We start from the raw sequence: 17130 nt of genomic DNA, 5'->3' as shown, positions 1-17130 counted from the left end.
GCAGCCCCACATTGAGGCGTTAGTGTTCAAAAGGAGAGAACATGTTTTTTACTTTACTACTCGTAACATTTGGATTGTCAGTCGCTGTTTCATTCGGCGTAGTCCAACTATTTAAGAAGCCCATTGGTGAGATATTCCATCGCATTATAAAAGATCCAATTAGTATCGCGTGGCAAAAATATATTACGTTCGCCACATACGTTGTAGGCATTTCTGGTGGAGTTAGGATTTATCAATTAGAAAGATATATTTCTGCAAGACATAAGGATACGGAGATACTCGAACTGACTATCGAAAGGTGGACTATTGAGGTTTATAGAGCAATCATAGAAACACTTCAAAGTATTGCGTGGATGTATCTAGTTATTTTTATATTTGCGTTAATAGCTTACGTTATTGTTCGTGGTTTTGAGCTTAAAAACACTAACAAGTCAATCCAGCCGACCACTGACGTGTCGGCTGATTGAGGCGTTAGCCCTTAATAGGAATATCATGTGAAATATTTTCAAAAAGGTAGTGGTGAATATTTAGTCTTGGTTCATGGAGCATTAACAGATGGTTCTATGTGGCTCCCTCATACAGATTCGTTGTCTCAGTATTTTGATGTAGTTTCAGTGACTTTAAGTCATTTTGATAATGATGATAACTTAATTTTTGGTCTGAACTCACACGCTCAAGAACTATGTGAGCTTGTGAAAAAGTTAGTTTCAGATAAGCCCGTGAATGTTGTTGGCTGGTCTTATGGTGCAGATGTTGCATTGAACATGATAGCAACGTCTCAATTGCCATTGTCTAAGGTATTTTTGTATGAGCTGGGATATCCCGGTTGTGTTCAAGAAGATGAAATGAAAACTTGGGTTGCGGATGCAGAGTCAATGTTTGAGCCTGTTTTTAATCATGTACATCAGGGGAATTTGAGTTTAGCTGTTGAATCATTGATTGACGGTTCTGGGAGTTGTCATGGTTACTTCGATAAGCAACCAACTGAGGTGAAGAGTTTACAGTTAAAGCAAGCTTATACATTGCCTTTGCAACTAAATCAGCAAGAACATCCATCGATTGATGCCCAAAGTTTATCGAATATCGATCTGTCTTTGATATTTGGGCATGGCGATAAAACACGAGACTTATTTAAGCTGGCCACACAGAGTGATGCACGAGCTTCAAGACACTCAAAATTGGTGGTTATTGAAAATGAATCTCACATGTTACCTCAAGAAAATCCAGAAAAGTTTTCGAGTTTACTAATTGATTTACTGGGGAAAAAGGGCTAACAAACGCTTCAAGAGGGACAGCCAACGCGCGGCATTTTTATTATGCGTTGGTTTTTGTGATTACGGTGTTTGCGGAAAGTTAGTAGTAGCGTTGTCTGCCCCTTAAGCGGGCGTTAGCAGAACAAGGAATAGTCATGATCGACTTTAACAATAAAGGTTTTTTCAAGCTCAAGCAGAACAGTGAATATGCAGAGAAAATTACCGCATTGCTGTTAGACAATGAGGAAATCATTGACTCATACAAATCCATGCGTGATGGCGTGGTTTTCACCAGCAAGAGAATTATTGCCGTCAACGTTCAAGGGTTAACCGGTAGCAAAAAAGATTTCACGTCCATTCCTTATAAAAACATTGTTGCCTATTCGGTGGAAACATCAGGAACGTTTGACCTTGATTCAGAATTGGAAATATATCTATCTTCTGTCGGCAAGGTTAAATTCGAGTTCACCGGAAAAACCTCAATGGTAGAAATATCGAAACACATATCAAAGCATCTGCTTTAATTTCAACTTACACAGTCAGCCGTTTGCTAACAACTGGTTCAAGTCGTTCGCTACGCTTACTCGGGACCGGCTAAAGCCGGCCCCTTAACCAAACGTTAGCCTAGGATAAGGAGGAGAGGTTAAACATGATTGAAACGAAAAGTTCATTTGTTGTATTTATTGTCGAGGATCTCGACGCTGCAAAATCTTTCTATACGAGCAACCTAGGTTTTGAAGTTGTATTCTCTGGTGAGTGGTACATTCATTTGATTTCAAAGTCAGGTATCCAGATCGGTTTCATGTTGCCAGATCAACCGTCCCAGCCAGAAATATTTCGAAAGGCATTTCCAGGGGAAGGTGCGATTTTCAGCTTGGAAGTAGAAGACGCGGATGCGGCATATGAAATAGCAAAATCACAATCACTTCATGTAGTGCTTGGGTTGAAGTCAGAAGATTGGGGGCAACGACATTTCTGCATTCAAGATCCCAACGGTGTTTATTTAGATATTGTTCAGTCATTTGAGCCAACGGAAGAATATGAGAGTGATTATGTCTCGGGGTGAAATTCTTCATTCTTAATTATCGGCTAACAAGTACAGCCAGCAGGACAAACCTACGCTGTAGGCGTTAGCTTTCTCAAGGAATTAATATGAAGAAAAGAGTTACTGGGTTTGACCTTGCAAGAGCTTTGGCGATATTCGGCATGGTCATTGTTAATTTTAAAATTGCCATGAACGCTGAAACTGGCAACTTGCTATTGATCAAATTTGCTGGGCTTTTTGAAGGTCGAGCATCCGCCTTGTTTGTTATTCTTGCAGGTGTTGGTGTGACATTTCTGACCAATAAAGCAAGAGAGTCTAGTGATGGGGCGTTTGTATTAAAAAATCGTTTATCGCTGATAAAGCGCGGGTTATTACTGATTGCGATTGGTCTTCTATATACTCCAATATGGGAAGCTGACATCCTCCATTTTTATGGATTTTATTTTTTAATTGCTGCAGCCATATTCACAGTTAAAGACAAGGCCTTGTTAATTATATCGGCGGTTATCATGCTAATATTCCCAGTCTTAATGCTGTTTCTGAATTATGAGCAGAATTGGAATTGGTCAACATTAACCTATGAAAATTTATGGTCATTCGATGGAATGATTAGGCATATAGTATTTAACGGCTTTCACCCCGTCTTTCCATGGGCAGCATTCTTGATATTTGGGATGTGGCTGGGGAGGCAGGATTTATCTCAAAGCTTGATGAGAAAAAAGTTGCTTGCTTGGTCACTCATCACTTTGCTTGTGACCGAATTTAGTTTTTATTTGATAAGAGTAACTATTGGAGATGGTAGTGCGCTTGAAATGACATCTGAAGAAGTAACATTTCTGTTTTCAACATCTATTATACCTCCATTGCCCCAATACATAATCTCTGCTGGCAGTTCCGCCGTTGTTGTGCTAATTGCCTGCTTATATTTTTCAGATAGATTTTCTGAAAGCAACATCAACAAATGGCTGTACAAAACAGGGCAATTGTCTTTGACCTTGTATGTTGCTCACGTCATTATTGGTATGGGTACTCTTGAGTCAATCGGTCGGTTAGAAAACCAGACAATAAATTTCTCACTACTTAGCGCATTAATATTTTGTGTTTGTGGGATAGTTTTTAGTGTTGTATGGCTTAAGTTTTTTAAAGCTGGACCGTTAGAGTGGGTTTTCCGTAAATTAGCAAGCTAACAAAGCATTGCAGCGGACAAGCTGCTGAATGCGGCGTTATGTGCCTAATGCTTTTCAACATCTATGCTAGTTGTCTTACAAGGAAATCATATGTTTAGAGTTATATATGAGTGGCGAGTGCCGGTTGATAAAATGGATGAATTTCAAAAAGTCTGGTGCTCTACAACTGACTCTATTCATCATACAGTCGAAGGTGCTCTTGGCAGTTTTATGCTTAATTCCTTTGAGAAACCAGAAAAGGTACTAACGATTGCTAAGTGGCGCTCTCGACAAGATTGGGAGTTATTTTGGGAAAATAGTAATCCTGAAAAAATGCAGAAAATGCGCGAAATCGCTGAACGAATTTCGGTTGAGTCATTCGATGAAATAGAAGATCGGACTAAATCATGACCCCGGCACATAACAAACGCTTCAAGAGGGACAGCCAACGCGTGGCATTTTTACTGTGCGTTGTTTTTTGTGATTACGGTGTAATGCGGAAAGTCAGTAGTAGCGTTGTCTGCCCCTTAAGCAGGCGTTATATAGAAGTTCATGAAAACATTTACTATTGAAAATAAACTAAGAGCAGACTCAGGCATTAGCTCTTCTTTTAGATGGCCGTTCATAGCTCTATTCTGGGGGCTTTTCCTTTTTAGCTATGTTAGTTACTCCCAAATTAACTTTGTAGCGTTAGTTTTTGGTGTCATTTACACATTTGGCTTTTTCTATAAGCCTTCACGGAAGGTAAACGATTATTCATTTGGCTTTACAAGATTGGAATTTGGCGAAGAAAACCTCTTGTATAAAAATGGGGACTCAATAATTTGGCACATTCCATATAAAAGGCTGGAGAAAATTCAAGTTTCTCAGCATGGCTCTGGAAGCTTTCTTTCACCTGTGATCAAAGAAATTCTCATTCTAACGAATGACAATGATTCCTATAGTCTAATGGGCGCACTGCCAGATAGTGAGATTGAGGAAATTCAGAAAGAAATCGAAATAGCCAAGAATAAGAGCATATAACAAAGTGCTCCAACTCGCGCACTGCGTGCGCTGGACAGTTTGTAATTCGCGGCTTTGTGGTTTTGCTGCGCAAAAGTATTCCACAAAACCACGAATTACAAACTGCCGTTGAGCACGGCGTTAGGCAGAACTAGCTATGAATGAGAGACAACAGCGTGCGCTGGTACGTTTCAACAATTCTATAGAAGAGCTAAAAGCAGCAGGCGTGATTCGGTCCGACCGATACCTAGGCGATATAGCCGAATTTCTTTGTGCTGATGCTTATGGAATCGATCTCGCTACTAACCAGCGGCAAGCTGGGCACGATGGGTTCAGGCAAGATCTGAAGGTCCAAATTAAGTACGGTGGCGGTAAGAAAACGAACATGGATTTGGGCGACCCTTCGACGTATGACGAGGTTTACGTTGTGCTTGGCAAGGACAGCGTCGTCAGAAAGTATGTACACCCTGCCGACTTTCTCGTATATCGGCTTACTGCGGACGAAGTCAGGAACATGGGAACCACACCTGGGGGGAGTTATTCGTGTGGCGCCAGTCAATTCAATCGTCCTGCTGACCGTTGTATCTCAATTATTAAGGCAGAAAGTGCCTAACAATCGCAGGCACGGCGACGCCGACTACATTGCGCCTTGGGCTCCATTTCGCGGGCGCGCATGCTGCAAGCGTTAGAGAGCACTTCAAACATGTTTAGTGGGAATCGGTAAATGAAAGATGTCGTTGATGCAATCAATTCTAGAATAAAATCGCCATATTTTGGATATGCTGTTTTGGCGTTCTTTGCGCTTAACTGGCGTGGGATATTCTTATTGGCAGTATCAACGGGTTCACCAGCTGAAAGGCTACAGTTGTTTGATACAGAAACAAGTTTCTGGAGCCTTGCCATACTGCCTTTAATTATTGGTGCCTTAGTTGCGGCATCAACTCATTGGCTAAGATACTTATTTCTCCTAGTTGCAAAAAAGCCGCTAGGGTTGATAGAAAATTCAAACCTTGAGGCTGAGCATAGAAAATTTATTCGTCAGGCAGAGCTTGAGCAGGTGCGAGCTGACTTGGCTGCACAGAGAGAAAGCGAACTGATTGATAGAGCAAAAAGAGATGAGTCTATTGCGGAGATATCAGATGAATCCAAGAAGAAGGAGCTCGAAGAAGAAATAAAGAAAATCAGAAACGAGAGGGATGTCAAACTATCGGAGAAGGCTAGAGAATTGCTATTGTCTGCCGCATCAGAAGATAAAGGAGTAATCATGACTCCGAAAACTCTGGGAGAGCAAAGCATACAAGCAGGGAAAAAATCTTTCGGAAAGAATTCAAAAAGAGATTATGCGGAATATCAATCCGCACTTAATGAGCTTGTTACGAGTCGCTACGTTCAGCCTGTTGGCCACAAAGGCGAAATCTATGAGTTAACGCATGAAGGGTGGCAGCTCGCGGATGCTCTCTAACAAAGCCATTAAATTCGCTCCCTACGGTCGCCGGACGCTCGCAAGCTCGCGTGTAGTGGCACACTAAATTTGGCCACCTAATTAGAAGTGATAAAATCACCATAACTGACTAGGTGCAAATATGACAAAACGAACTAGAGCTACTTACTCTCCAGAATTTCGACTAGAAGTCGCGTTACAGATCGTTGATCAAGGACGCTCCATCCGTGAAGTCTCAGAAGCGATGGGGCTGGGTAAGTCCACCGTTGATAAATGGGCTAGGCAACTTCGAGAAGAGCGCAACGGTAACCTGTCAACTGCGATGCCCTTAACGCCTGATCAAATCAAAATCCGTGAGTTAGAGCGTAAACTTAAACGCCTTGAAGAGGATAATGAGATCCTAAAAAAGGCGTCAGCTCTCTTGATGCAGGACTCCATAAAAGGTTTTCGTTAATCCAAGACCTCCAAGAGAGCTGGGCGGTTAAACGGCTGTGTAAACTGTTTAGCACCCATCGTAGCAGCTATCGTTACTGGCAAAGACGCCGCAAAGCCTTAGCACCTGATCGTATCAGTCTAACAGCAGAGCTGAAGCGCTGGTTTGTTCGGAGTAATGGCTCTGCGGGTGAAAGGACCTTGGTACAGCTACTCGCCACATCAGGTTTTAAAGTCAGTCGTTGGCTTGTTAACAAGCTAATGAAGCAAAATGGCTTGGTGAGTCGCCAGTTGCCGACGCATCAATATGCGAAGGCAGAAAGAGAGCACCTCAGTATCCCCAATCAGCTCAACCGTGAGTTCACAGTTAAAGCGCCCAATCAAGTTTGGTGTGGTGATGTGACTTATGTTTGGACAGGATCAAAGTGGTTATACCTTGCAGTGGTATTGGATCTGTATGCACGTAAAGTAGTGGGATGGGCAACGTCTGCAAGCCCCGATAGCGAACTCACCAAGAAAGCATTGAGAATGGCGTATGAAAGCCGTGGCAAGCCTAAGAGGCTGTTATTCCACAGTGATCAAGGTTGTCATTACACCAGCAAAAGTTTCCGCCAACAGCTATGGCGTTATGGCATACGCCAAAGCTTAAGTCGTCGAGGCAATTGTTGGGATAATAGTCCAATGGAGCGATTTTTTAGATCATTTAAAACAGAATGGATGCCGAGAAGTGGCTATCGAGATTTTAACTCTGCGCTAGACGCCATACGGCAGTACATAGTGACGTACTACAACCGTCACCGTCCCCATCAGCATAATGGGGGTTGTTCACCGATGGTAATGGAGCAGGTTTACTGGAAGACTTATAACAAAGTGGCCAAAAACAGTTGACCACTACAAGTATAATTATTTGTGCGAAATGTTCAATTTAATTAAATCGTGCGATTTTTTGCAAAAGTTAAACTAACAATAAATTTAAGAGTGATTCACAATACTTGGCTTTTTTTTGCCCAAAAATTCCGCCAAAAAAATAACCCTACCTTGTGTCCAGTTGTTTGCCTGCCGCCGTACTGCCTATAATTCACTCTCGACAGACACCACTCTCCAGAAATCAAAGGCGCAGGCGTGATCGTGAAAACTTCTACAGAATCTACCCCAACCATCAACTCTCTGGATGATCTGGCGAGCTGCCTCGATTACTCTCTGATCGACAGGCTAACCCCTGATCCGGATGCGACGGATGATGGCGCTGACCATACCCCCCGTCAGGTGTTCAGCGGGCACTATGTGCCAGTTACACCAACCCCTATCGGGCAGCCGGAATATATCGCCCATAGCCCGACCTTCTTCCGCGAGCTGGGGTTGAGTGATGATCTCGCGCAGGATGACCACTTTACCCGTCTGTTCAGTGGTGATCTGGCGAACCTGCCGGAGGGCTTTCGCAAAACCGGTTGGGCGACGGGTTATGCCCTGTCGATTTACGGTACGGAATACATTCAGCAGTGCCCGTTTCAGACCGGTAACGGTTATGGCGATGGTCGTGCGGTGTCGGTGGTGGAAGCGGTGTTGGGCAACCAGCGCTGGGAGATGCAGCTGAAAGGCGGTGGCCGTACGCCCTATTGTCGGGGTGGTGATGGCCGTGCGGTGCTGCGCTCCAGTGTGCGGGAGTTTCTGGCGCAGGAGCACATGCACGCTTTAGGTGTGCCCACCAGCCGTTCGTTAACCCTGTATGTGTCTAAAACTGATGCGGTGAAACGCCCTTGGTATTCCGAAGGTTCCCGCTCCATGGACCCAGATCGTATGGTGGCTGAACCCGTGGCGATCACCACCCGTGTTGCGCCGTCGTTTATTCGTGTCGGTCAGTTGGAGCTGTTTGGCCGTCGTGCCCGTAAACGGCAGCCTAATGCTTTGGCCGAGCTGGAACAGCTGGTGCGCCATCTGATCCAGCGGGAATATTCTGATGAAATCCAAACTGAGCTGAGCCTGCCGGAAAGCGTTCTGACCCTCGCCAAAGCCTTCCGTGGTCGACTGACCCAACTGGTGGCAAACTGGATCAGAGTGGGTTACTGCCAAGGCAACTTTAACAGTGATAACTGTGCCGCTGGTGGCTACACGCTGGATTACGGCCCCTTTGGTTTTATCGACGCCTTTAACCCCCATTACCAGCCGTGGACGGGGGGCGGTCAGCACTTTGCCTTTATGAATCAGCCAGTGGCGGCGGGTAAAAACTTCGGCAGTTTCTGCAGGGCGTTGCAGCCGTTACTGGCGGACGAGCCGGAGGCATTACGCCAACTGCACGAGATCGAGCGTGATTTTGATAACGCCATGCAGGCGGAGATGGAAGCGATGTGGGCGGCCAAACTCGGGTTAAGCCTGTTTGATATCGAGCTGTTCCGTCGTCTGGAAATGCTGATGCTGCTGATGCCTGTGGATTACACCCGTTTCTTCCGCATCCTATCGGAGCTGTCTTTTACAAGCTTGTCCGCTGAAGAATTGGCGCAGGATCTGAATACCCTGAAAGCCAGCTTCTACAACGGCAAAGGCTATGAGGCGGTTGCCCTGCACCCCCGATACAATCTGGATTATGCCGAGATGGAGCACCGCTGGACCGAGTGGTTAAGCCAGTGGCGGCAAGCGATTATGCGTGAGGCGGTAGAAGCCGATAAGTGCGGTGAAACCCCACGCTCAGAAGCACAAGTACGCGCCGGAATGAAAGCGGCTAACCCGAAATATACGTTAAGGGAGTGGTTGTTGGCTCCCGCCTATCAGGCCGCCGCGCAGGGGGATTACAGCCTGATTCATGAGCTGCAAAGCGTGATGACGCAACCTTACGCGGAGCAATCCGCAGAGATCGACGAACGCTTCTATCGCCTGAAGCCGATAGAAGCCTTTGGTGCTGGTGGTGTCTCGCACCTGAGTTGTTCTTCTTAATTCGTTTCAACTATGGAGAATAAAAGGAAAGCCGAGACACCCATAATTTACTCTACCAACGCCAGCTCTATGATCTGCGTTTAAAGCACAGGTGTTACGAATAGCTGATACGACTTAGCACCGAAACCTTGATCAATAACAAAAGTGTTAGTCATTTCGGGTATAGCCTGATGGCTGGTAGTTGCCAGCGTATCAAAAAAGAGGTAAAAAGAGCTTTGCTAGAAGCAAATAGTGAACCAATCGAGCGACTTAGGCGTGGAACAGGCCAAAAAATAGCGCGTAGATAAGCCACAGGTTTACAGGGAAAGCATCACGTTAAAAAGCCCCCTTAGAGTCTTGCGGCTGTTAAAAAAACTGTCATAGCCATGGCTTTGCCATCTATATAACTGCCTAATAGTTAAGCTTTCAACTGGGAGTTAGACTTTTAAACGTCTATGTCTAACTACCTTCAAATCACAGGACGTGGAGAAATAAAGTGAAAAAAATAGCGTTAATGTTAATGATGGTAATACTGAGTGGCTGTGCAAGTCATGCGGAAATAAAAATGGCAACTGTCACAAAAGTTCATGATCCAGTATATGAAAATAAAACACTAAATTATGAGGTGTTATATAGCCAGCCAAAACCAGGGGTGTTTTCTGGAGGAGAGCAATTAGCATTAGTACCATTAGAACAGGCTGAGCTTTCAGTTGCATCAGCATCTACCTTAAAAGAACTACCTAAGCTTATATTTAGTCAACTGCCCGTTTCAGTAAAGCACTTGGCCGAAAATCCTGATTTTATATTAAAACTTGAAATTATCGCTCACGATAAAAAAGGGCCTGCTTATGCAGAGCATGAATTTGCAAAAAGTTTAGGTAAAGGTTTGCTTACTCTAGGTTTAGGGTCACAAGAATATAACATTATAGCTGATTTTGACGTTAAGTATTATCTGATACAAAATGGAAAGGAAATTTTTACCAAAGAGTTTAAGGTGAAAGATGAAGTCGATCACGAAAAAGGGAGTTTTGATTCTCTTAATACGTTGAAAGAATTTACGTCACAAATGTTAGAAAAACATTTAATTCTAACCCTGCATGATTTCTTCACTGAAGCAGCAGTGTACGTGAAAGCCTAACAAGCCAGTCAAGCAGGACTAAAAACAGTATGCTAGGTTTCGCTTTACTGCCAGTTATAGCAAACTGTTTTTAGCCTCTTATTGGAGTATTATGAATTTCATTAAACTGACTACAAAGGAGAAATCAATGTCAGATATGCAAGAAGCAACCGCAGCACCACAGTCTTTATCCACTAAAGATGATGCTGCAAAAACAAATGCCCTTATTGCTTACGGCCTTATGGTTGTTGGTCTATTTACGGGTATCTTTTGGATCATTGGGGCAATTTGGGCAATGGTTAAAAAGGGAGAGGCACAAGGAACGATATTTGAAGATCATTATTCAAACATTATAAAAACATTCTGGTGGGGTCTTGGTCTTTCTATATTGGGCTTTATTTTAGCGTTTGTTGTTGTTGGCTATTTCATATTGTTAGCTGTTTGGATTTGGTCAATTTACAAAGTCATTAAAGGCCTGGCAAAAATAACTTCAAACAAAGCATACAATTCATAACAAGGCCAGTCAGTAGGACGCAGCAAAGCTGCGCCTCTGCTGGCGGCGTTAGGTGTTAAATCGTCCGGCACTTAACTTAAATTAAAAGGACAATACTTAGGGAAAAAACATGAAAAAGGCTGTATGCATATTTGCGCTATCCGCGACGCTTCTCGGTGGTTGCGCGACAATAGTTGGGGATAAAACTCAGGTCGTACCAATATCTAGCAACCCTAGTGACGCGACAATACTTATCACTGACGAAAAAGGTGTGCAAATATTTAAGGGGCAGACCCCAACAAGCGTAACTCTACAAAAAAGTAATGGTAGCTACTGGGGCAAGAAGAGCTTTACTGTCGAAATAACGAAGTCAGGATATGAAAACCAGGTGATTCCAATCACTGCTAGCGCAAATGGATGGTACATTGGTGGGAATATTATTTTCGGTGGGCTAATCGGTTGGTTTATTATTGATCCATTAAATGGCGGTATGTATACCTTGTCTCCTGAGCAGATAACATCAACTCTCGGTGAGAAGGTGGCACACAACAATACTGCAACTGATGGAAGTATTTCCATTGTTCTTCTCCAAGATGTGCCGCCATCATTGCGTGGTCAAATGAAGAAAATCAACTAAAACACCTAACAATGGCATCGTGTGGGACTGGCAACCGCATCTCTTCGCTCTGCGGTTGCCAGCCGTCAGATATCCATTGAATAATTCGAGTTTAGGAGTGTAAATGTTATATGAAATATTGGTTGGTTTGAATGTGGTGGATGATATCAGATATAATGATTATCGTGATGCTATGAAATCAATCCTTTCTGATTATGAAGGTCGATTTGGCTATGACTTTATAGTTTCGGATGTATTGGCTTCAGAAGGTCATACTGATATTAACAGAGTATTTACAATAAATTTTCCCAGTAAAAACAAAATGGAAGATTTTTTCTCTGACCCTAAATATTTAGAAGTTAAAGAAACATATTTTGTTAAGTCTGTAGGTAGTGTAACGATAATATCTAGCTACGAGAAAGAGGCTTAAAAAGGCTTTTAAAGTCGGGAAAAGTTGAGTTGGCCTTTATTAGTTCTTCATTTTCTTGTTAATCTAAGTTAAATGGCATTATATTTTTTCATTGAGGAAATTAGGGGTTGAATTGAGATCAATATTAGCATTGCTTATCGTATTATATTCAATCAGCGCACAAGCTGATCCAGTTAAGTTCGATAAATATGGCTTTAGCATTGATATGCTAGACGGAAACGCGGGTAATGCAGGTGCACAAGTGCTTCAAATGTATTTACCTGCCGATAATGGATTTGCTTCAAATGTAAATGTGTTAATACAACCGTATCCAGGTACGCTCGAAGACTACAAAAAACTATCTGATGCTCAATTTGCTCAGCTAGGACTAACCATTATCACGTCTACTATTAGTGATGGAGTTTTAATATTTGAATATAAGGGAGTGGTGCAGGGTCAAAATCTGCATTTCTATTCAAAGGCAATTAAAAACGGTAATAATTTCTATCTCGCTACCGCAACAGACTCAGCTTCGAATTGGTCAAAGAATAAAGGCCTGCTTATGAAGAGCGTTAATAGTTTTAAAGTCCCGTAAATATAACAAGGAGGCAGATCCACCCTTCGGTGCTGACCTCCGCTACTCTACAGCTTCTCTGTGCTGTCTAAACTGGTCAATATCTGGTATTGGGAAAAATCATGGCGAGTGCCTTTGAAAGTATTGCTCAAGGTGTGCAGGAAGCCATCCAGAAATCTTGTCATATATCGCAAAACTTTATCTACTAGGCTTTAAGCAATGCTATCTATTAAAGGAATGAGCGATGATCACACTCTCACAGTTAACTGAGTTACTAGGCTGGGCGTCGGTAATCAATATTGCCTATCTTCTACTCGCAACAATCATGATTGTGTTTATGAGAGATACAGTATCTTCCATTCAGAGCAAGATGTTTGGGATAGATAAAAAAGAGCTTAATGTTAAGTATTTTGATTTTATAAGTACTTACAAAATTGTGACGCTAGTTTTTATCGTGGCGCCATATCTTGCTTTAAAGGCCATGGGTCAGTAGAGCTTAAACAAGAGGGCAGCGAGTAGCTTCGCTGCCCACAAATCCCTCTTATTGGGCGCTAATCCTTAGCCCTCTGTTTTTCACGCTTTACTATCGGTGCTTTACCCATGACATCCTCGGTTTCATCCGTTAACTGCTCCCCATCTAATCAAAACGACTTGCCGATTCTGGCGCAGGTGCCTGAGTTGGTGGCTCAGCTGCACGCTCAAGAGCTGGCGTTGCTGTCGGCGGAGCCGGGTGCGGGTAAAACCACGCGTTTGCCTATTGCGCTGATGCAACACCCTGCCTTCCAAAACGGGAAGATCATCATGACTGCGCCCCGTCGAGTAGCCGCGCAGGCGGCAGCATCTTATATGGCGGGGCTGATTGGGGAGTCGGTGGGTGAGCGTATCGGTTATCGAGTAAAGGGGGAGTCTAAGGTTAGCGCGCAGACTCGCTTGGAATTAGTGACCTCTGGCGTACTGTTGCGGATGTTGCAGCGTGACCCAACATTAGACGGTATCAGTCTTGTGATTTTGGATGAGTTCCATGAGCGCACGGTGGACTCTGATCTGATTTTGGCGCTGTGCCGCCAGATGAATCAGCTCTATCGGGATGACAATCCGGCGGGGCTTTTGGTGATGTCGGCCACGTTGGCGCAAGAGGCGTTGGAAACCGCATTGCAAGTGCCGATTCTTTTCTGCGAAGGTCGCGTTTATCCACTGGAATACCACTACAACCGCACCAGTGTGCCGTTATCTGATCGAGTGCAGGCGACCATTGAGCGCTGTTTAGAGGTGATAGACACTCAGAATGGCGATCTTCTCTGTTTTCTGCCTGGTGTCGGGGAGATCAATCGGGTAGCAGAAGCCCTTTCTGCCCGCTGCCAGCAAGCCAATATTGACCTGCGCCAACTGCACGGCCAGCAGAAACTGGCAGAACAGCAGGCGGCTATTGCTCCGGCACAAAAGGCTATGCGCCGCTGTATTCTGGCTACCGCTATTGCGGAGACCAGCCTCACCATCGACGGCATCTGTTTAGTGGTGGATTCCGGCCTTGCCCGTGAAGCTCGCTTCGATAAAGAAGCCGGAGTGGTGCGCTTGCACACCCGCCCCGTCACCCGCGCCGAGGCCAAACAACGTGCGGGTCGTGCGGGGCGTACACAGGCCGGTCAGGTGTTCCGCTGCTGGAGTGAGGATCAGCAGGGCGCGCTGTCGCCTCAGCCAGAGCCGGAGATCAATCGGCAGGATCTATCAGAGTTGGCGCTGCAACTGGTGCAGTGGGGTTCCGATGATCCTGATGAATTTGATTGGGTCACGCCGCCGCCAAAATCCCGTTGGCAAAGTGCGCTTTCCCGATTGCAACAATTAAAGTTGCTGGAGATGGCGTCCGGTAGCAGTAGCTTGCAGTTAACTGCTTTCGGACAAGCCTCCCGTGAGTTGGTGCTGTCCGCTCATCTTGGGCGTGGTTGGCTCAGTCTGTTACAGGCAGCAGACAAAGGGGTTGATACACTCAAAGCCGAGCAGTTGGCGGCCTGTGCCTTTGTCTTCAGTTTGTTACAGGAAGGTGCACATCTGCCAGAAAACGCGCTGTTATCTGCTTGCGAACATCTGATTTTATCCCCTGATCCGGCCAATAAAGCCTTGTGCAAACGTATCGAACAGGGTGCTATTCGCCTGCTGAAAGAGAGCCATCACCTGATTCAGAGTAGCAAAAGCACAGATACTGTATATAAAAACAGTTTCAATTTACTTTCAGGGTTAAGCTCAGCGCAGAAGCCTGCCGCCTGCCTGATCGCTCAATTGCAAAATACAGTGTTTATCGACCTCATGATTGAAGGGCTTTGTCACGCTTATTCGGATAAGGTTGGCCTCAAACAAACACAGAATACCGCTAACACAGGTGATGCAGGGATCTACAAACTGAGCAATGGCCGACAAGCGCAATTGAAAAGCCATCAGCAGCCAGAGTTTGTGATCGCCCTACACGCCCGCTCATTCAGTCAAGACAGTCGGGAAACCCTAACCCTTTGGTTAGAACTGGATAAAAAAACAGTCACCGATCACTTGGCGGATCAGATTCAGCATCAGCCTTTCTGCCACTGGCAGGGGGATCGCCTGATCAACAGTGTACAAACTCGCCTTGGGGCGCTGGTGTTAGATGAGAAACAGGGGGAGAAGCCGAATCAGGCGGCACTGAATCAAGCAGGTATCCTACGTTTGCAACAACAGGGGATTGATGCTCTACCTTGGCAGGAGGCCGATATCGCCCTACGCCAGCGCATTGAGTTCTTGCGCCAGAACCTTGCGGATCAGAGCGATGAACAATGGCCGGATCTGACAGATCAAGGTTTGCTAGATTCTGTGGAAGCGTGGTTAGTGCCATTTCTAACGGGGGTCAACAATCAGCGCCAATGGCAACAGTTACCCATCAGCGACATGCTGAAAAGCCTGCTCAGTTGGCCGCAACAGCAGGCGTTGGACACTCTGGCTCCGGCGATGTTTCAAGTCGCCTCAGGCCGCTCGGTGAAGATCGACTACAGCCAGAACCCGCCCACCGTCAGCACCAAACTACAAGAGATGTTTGGCACGGAACAAGTGCCGACTATTGCAGGCATTCCCGTAACTATTCACCTGCTTTCACCAGCGGGGCGACCACTGGCCGTCACCTCAAACCTCGCTACCTTCTGGCGAGAGGTTTACCCTGAAGTGCGTAAAGAGATGCGCGGACGTTATCCCAAACACCCTTGGCCGGAAGATCCACTCACCGCAGAAGCGACCCATAAAACGAAAAAGAAGCTGGGAAATTGAGTAATTGAGTATAGAAAAAGAACTTGAGGAAAGGCGATAGGCTTGAGACTGAAGCCACCTTTTAAATAAAGGTGGCTTCTTGGCGAAGAGATTAACCTAATGTCTTCGCTAAACGATCTAGCGCGTCTTCTAACTTAGCACGGCTAGTTGCAAAAGAGATGCGTAGACAACCTGGGGTGCCAAAAGCAGAGCCTGGCACCATTGCAACGCCTGCTTTTTCAAGCATCACTTCGGCAAACTCGACGTCATTTTCAACGCCTGGGTAAGCTTTAATCGCTTCAGAGTAATCTGCAAACGCGTAGAAAGTACCATCGCCCGGTAGGCAGTTTACACCCGGAATGCTGTTCAGTTTTTCAACAACAAAGTCATGGCGCTCTTTGAAGGACACTAACATCTCTGCGATACATTCTTGCGGGCCGTTCAAGGCAGCTTCAGCTGCGGCCTGAGAGATTGACGCAGGGTTTGAGGTGCTCTGAGACTGCATCTTTTTCATAGCGCCAATCACTTTAGCAGGACCCGCTGCGTAACCAATACGCCAGCCTGTCATGCTATAAGCTTTAGAAACACCGTTAAGAACGAAAGTACGGTCATACAGTTCTGGGCAGGCGTTCAGGATGTTGCAGAACTTCTCCTCAGTCCACAGAATATGCTCATACATATCATCACTTGCGATCATAACATGAGGGTGTTTCTTCAATACTTCAGCCAGTGCTTTCAGCTCATCAAGCGTATATGCCATACCACTTGGGTTTGATGGGCTGTTGATCACAAACAGTTTAGTACGTGGCGTAATTGCGGCCTCTAACTGCTCTGCTGTAATTTTAAAACGGTTAGCTGCACCAGTTTCAATGAAAACAGGCTTACCTTCTGCAACCAACACCATATCAGGGTAAGACACCCAGTAAGGTGCTGGAATGATCACTTCGTCACCGGGATTGATCAGAGCTAAAGACAAGTTGAAAAAGCTCTGCTTACCACCTGAAGAAACCAAAATCTGGTTTGGCTCGTATACAAGGCCATTGTCGCGTTGAAACTTATCAATAATGGCTTTTTTCAGGCTTGGTGTTCCATCAACTGCGGTATACTTTGTGAAACCCGCTTTGATTGCTTCAATAGCCGCTTCTTTAATATGTTCAGGGGTGTCAAAATCAGGCTCACCAGCACCAAGGCCAATAATATCCTTGCCTGTTGCGCGAAGCTCCGCAGCACGATTGGTTACTGCTAAAGTCGGAGAAGGTTTGATTGACTGCACGCGGTCTGACAGTTGTACGTCCAAGCTGGTATCCTCGATTCATTTTCGCTCAGAAAATAGGCGTTTAACATTGAGAATCATACAGGAGTTAATGGCCTGCCGTGAAGTGTAGAAATGGTAAAAAGTGTGTGCGAATCACTG

Annotated in this window: 19 protein-coding genes; 18 read left to right on the top strand and 1 reads right to left on the bottom strand. The window is 45.0% G+C overall.

Annotated elements, in window-relative coordinates:
• Nucleotides 1-41: 41 nt before the first annotated feature.
• The 18 genes from B5D26_RS14030 to hrpB all read left to right on the top strand — a co-directional run bounded on the left by B5D26_RS14030 (nucleotide 42) and on the right by hrpB (nucleotide 15737).
• Nucleotides 42-467, top strand: a complete 426-nt coding sequence (locus B5D26_RS14030; protein WP_078320905.1) for a hypothetical protein — start codon at nucleotides 42-44, stop codon at nucleotides 465-467.
• Nucleotides 468-494: 27 nt separating this feature from the next.
• Nucleotides 495-1274, top strand: coding sequence for an alpha/beta fold hydrolase (locus B5D26_RS14025; RefSeq protein ID WP_078746353.1), 780 nt, complete (start codon nucleotides 495-497; stop codon nucleotides 1272-1274).
• Nucleotides 1275-1408: 134 nt separating this feature from the next.
• Entirely contained in the window at nucleotides 1409-1777 is a 369-nt protein-coding gene (locus tag B5D26_RS14020) for a PH domain-containing protein (RefSeq protein ID WP_078746352.1), read from the top strand.
• A 125-nt stretch (nucleotides 1778-1902) separates the two neighbouring features.
• Entirely contained in the window at nucleotides 1903-2319 is a 417-nt protein-coding gene (locus B5D26_RS14015) for a VOC family protein (RefSeq protein WP_078746351.1), read from the top strand.
• An 86-nt stretch (nucleotides 2320-2405) separates the two neighbouring features.
• Nucleotides 2406-3485 carry a DUF418 domain-containing protein gene (locus B5D26_RS14010; protein ID WP_078746350.1) on the top strand — a complete coding sequence of 360 codons (1080 nt, stop codon included), beginning with the start codon at nucleotides 2406-2408 and terminating at the stop codon, nucleotides 3483-3485.
• A gap of 90 nt (nucleotides 3486-3575) precedes the next feature.
• Nucleotides 3576-3875, top strand: a complete 300-nt coding sequence (locus B5D26_RS14005; protein ID WP_078746349.1) for an antibiotic biosynthesis monooxygenase family protein — start codon at nucleotides 3576-3578, stop codon at nucleotides 3873-3875.
• Nucleotides 3876-4016: 141 nt separating this feature from the next.
• Entirely contained in the window at nucleotides 4017-4487 is a 471-nt protein-coding gene (locus B5D26_RS14000) for a hypothetical protein (RefSeq protein ID WP_078746348.1), read from the top strand.
• Nucleotides 4488-4623: 136 nt separating this feature from the next.
• Nucleotides 4624-5079, top strand: coding sequence for a DUF6998 domain-containing protein (locus B5D26_RS13995; protein ID WP_078746347.1), 456 nt, complete (start codon nucleotides 4624-4626; stop codon nucleotides 5077-5079).
• A 111-nt stretch (nucleotides 5080-5190) separates the two neighbouring features.
• On the top strand, nucleotides 5191-5928 hold the full coding sequence (locus B5D26_RS13990) for a hypothetical protein (RefSeq protein ID WP_078746346.1): 738 nt from the start codon (nucleotides 5191-5193) through the stop codon (nucleotides 5926-5928).
• 121 nt (nucleotides 5929-6049) lie between these two features.
• A protein-coding gene (locus B5D26_RS13985; RefSeq protein WP_407668538.1) for an IS3 family transposase occupies nucleotides 6050-7227 on the top strand; the annotation gives its coding sequence in 2 pieces (ribosomal slippage) (nucleotides 6050-6320 and nucleotides 6320-7227; 1179 coding nt in all).
• A gap of 234 nt (nucleotides 7228-7461) precedes the next feature.
• Nucleotides 7462-9267 (top strand): protein adenylyltransferase SelO, encoded by a 1806-nt coding sequence (locus B5D26_RS13980; protein WP_078746345.1) that lies wholly within the window; start codon nucleotides 7462-7464, stop codon nucleotides 9265-9267.
• Nucleotides 9268-9742: 475 nt separating this feature from the next.
• Nucleotides 9743-10384, top strand: a complete 642-nt coding sequence (locus B5D26_RS13975; RefSeq protein ID WP_078746344.1) for a hypothetical protein — start codon at nucleotides 9743-9745, stop codon at nucleotides 10382-10384.
• Nucleotides 10385-10511: 127 nt separating this feature from the next.
• Nucleotides 10512-10877 (top strand): DUF4870 family protein, encoded by a 366-nt coding sequence (locus B5D26_RS13970; protein WP_078746343.1) that lies wholly within the window; start codon nucleotides 10512-10514, stop codon nucleotides 10875-10877.
• A 109-nt stretch (nucleotides 10878-10986) separates the two neighbouring features.
• A complete protein-coding gene (locus tag B5D26_RS13965; protein WP_078746342.1) occupies nucleotides 10987-11493 on the top strand; it encodes a hypothetical protein in 507 nt (168 codons plus the stop codon).
• A gap of 103 nt (nucleotides 11494-11596) precedes the next feature.
• Complete coding sequence (locus B5D26_RS13960; RefSeq protein WP_078746341.1) at nucleotides 11597-11902, top strand: DUF1330 domain-containing protein; 306 nt, start codon at nucleotides 11597-11599, stop codon at nucleotides 11900-11902.
• Between the two features lie 112 nt (nucleotides 11903-12014).
• On the top strand, nucleotides 12015-12476 hold the full coding sequence (locus tag B5D26_RS13955) for a hypothetical protein (protein WP_078746340.1): 462 nt from the start codon (nucleotides 12015-12017) through the stop codon (nucleotides 12474-12476).
• A 223-nt stretch (nucleotides 12477-12699) separates the two neighbouring features.
• Nucleotides 12700-12948: a DUF6868 family protein gene (locus tag B5D26_RS13950; RefSeq protein WP_078746339.1), complete on the top strand. Its 249-nt coding sequence runs from the start codon at nucleotides 12700-12702 to the stop codon at nucleotides 12946-12948.
• 107 nt (nucleotides 12949-13055) lie between these two features.
• The gene (gene hrpB, locus B5D26_RS13945) at nucleotides 13056-15737 is read left to right on the top strand and encodes an ATP-dependent helicase HrpB (protein WP_078746338.1); all 2682 of its coding nucleotides are present in this window, start codon (nucleotides 13056-13058) and stop codon (nucleotides 15735-15737) included.
• 91 nt (nucleotides 15738-15828) lie between these two features.
• Here the strand turns inward: hrpB and B5D26_RS13940 are convergent, their stop codons facing one another.
• Nucleotides 15829-17013 carry a pyridoxal phosphate-dependent aminotransferase gene (locus B5D26_RS13940; RefSeq protein WP_078746337.1) on the bottom strand — a complete coding sequence of 395 codons (1185 nt, stop codon included), beginning with the start codon at nucleotides 17011-17013 and terminating at the stop codon, nucleotides 15829-15831.
• Nucleotides 17014-17130 lie beyond the last annotated feature (117 nt).

It is taken from the genome of Oceanospirillum multiglobuliferum, from assembly GCF_900167095.1.
Taxonomy (GTDB): domain Bacteria; phylum Pseudomonadota; class Gammaproteobacteria; order Pseudomonadales; family Halomonadaceae; genus Oceanospirillum; species Oceanospirillum multiglobuliferum.
Note: the sequence above shows the minus strand (reverse complement) of the source record. Positions and strands in the feature narration are given on the sequence as shown.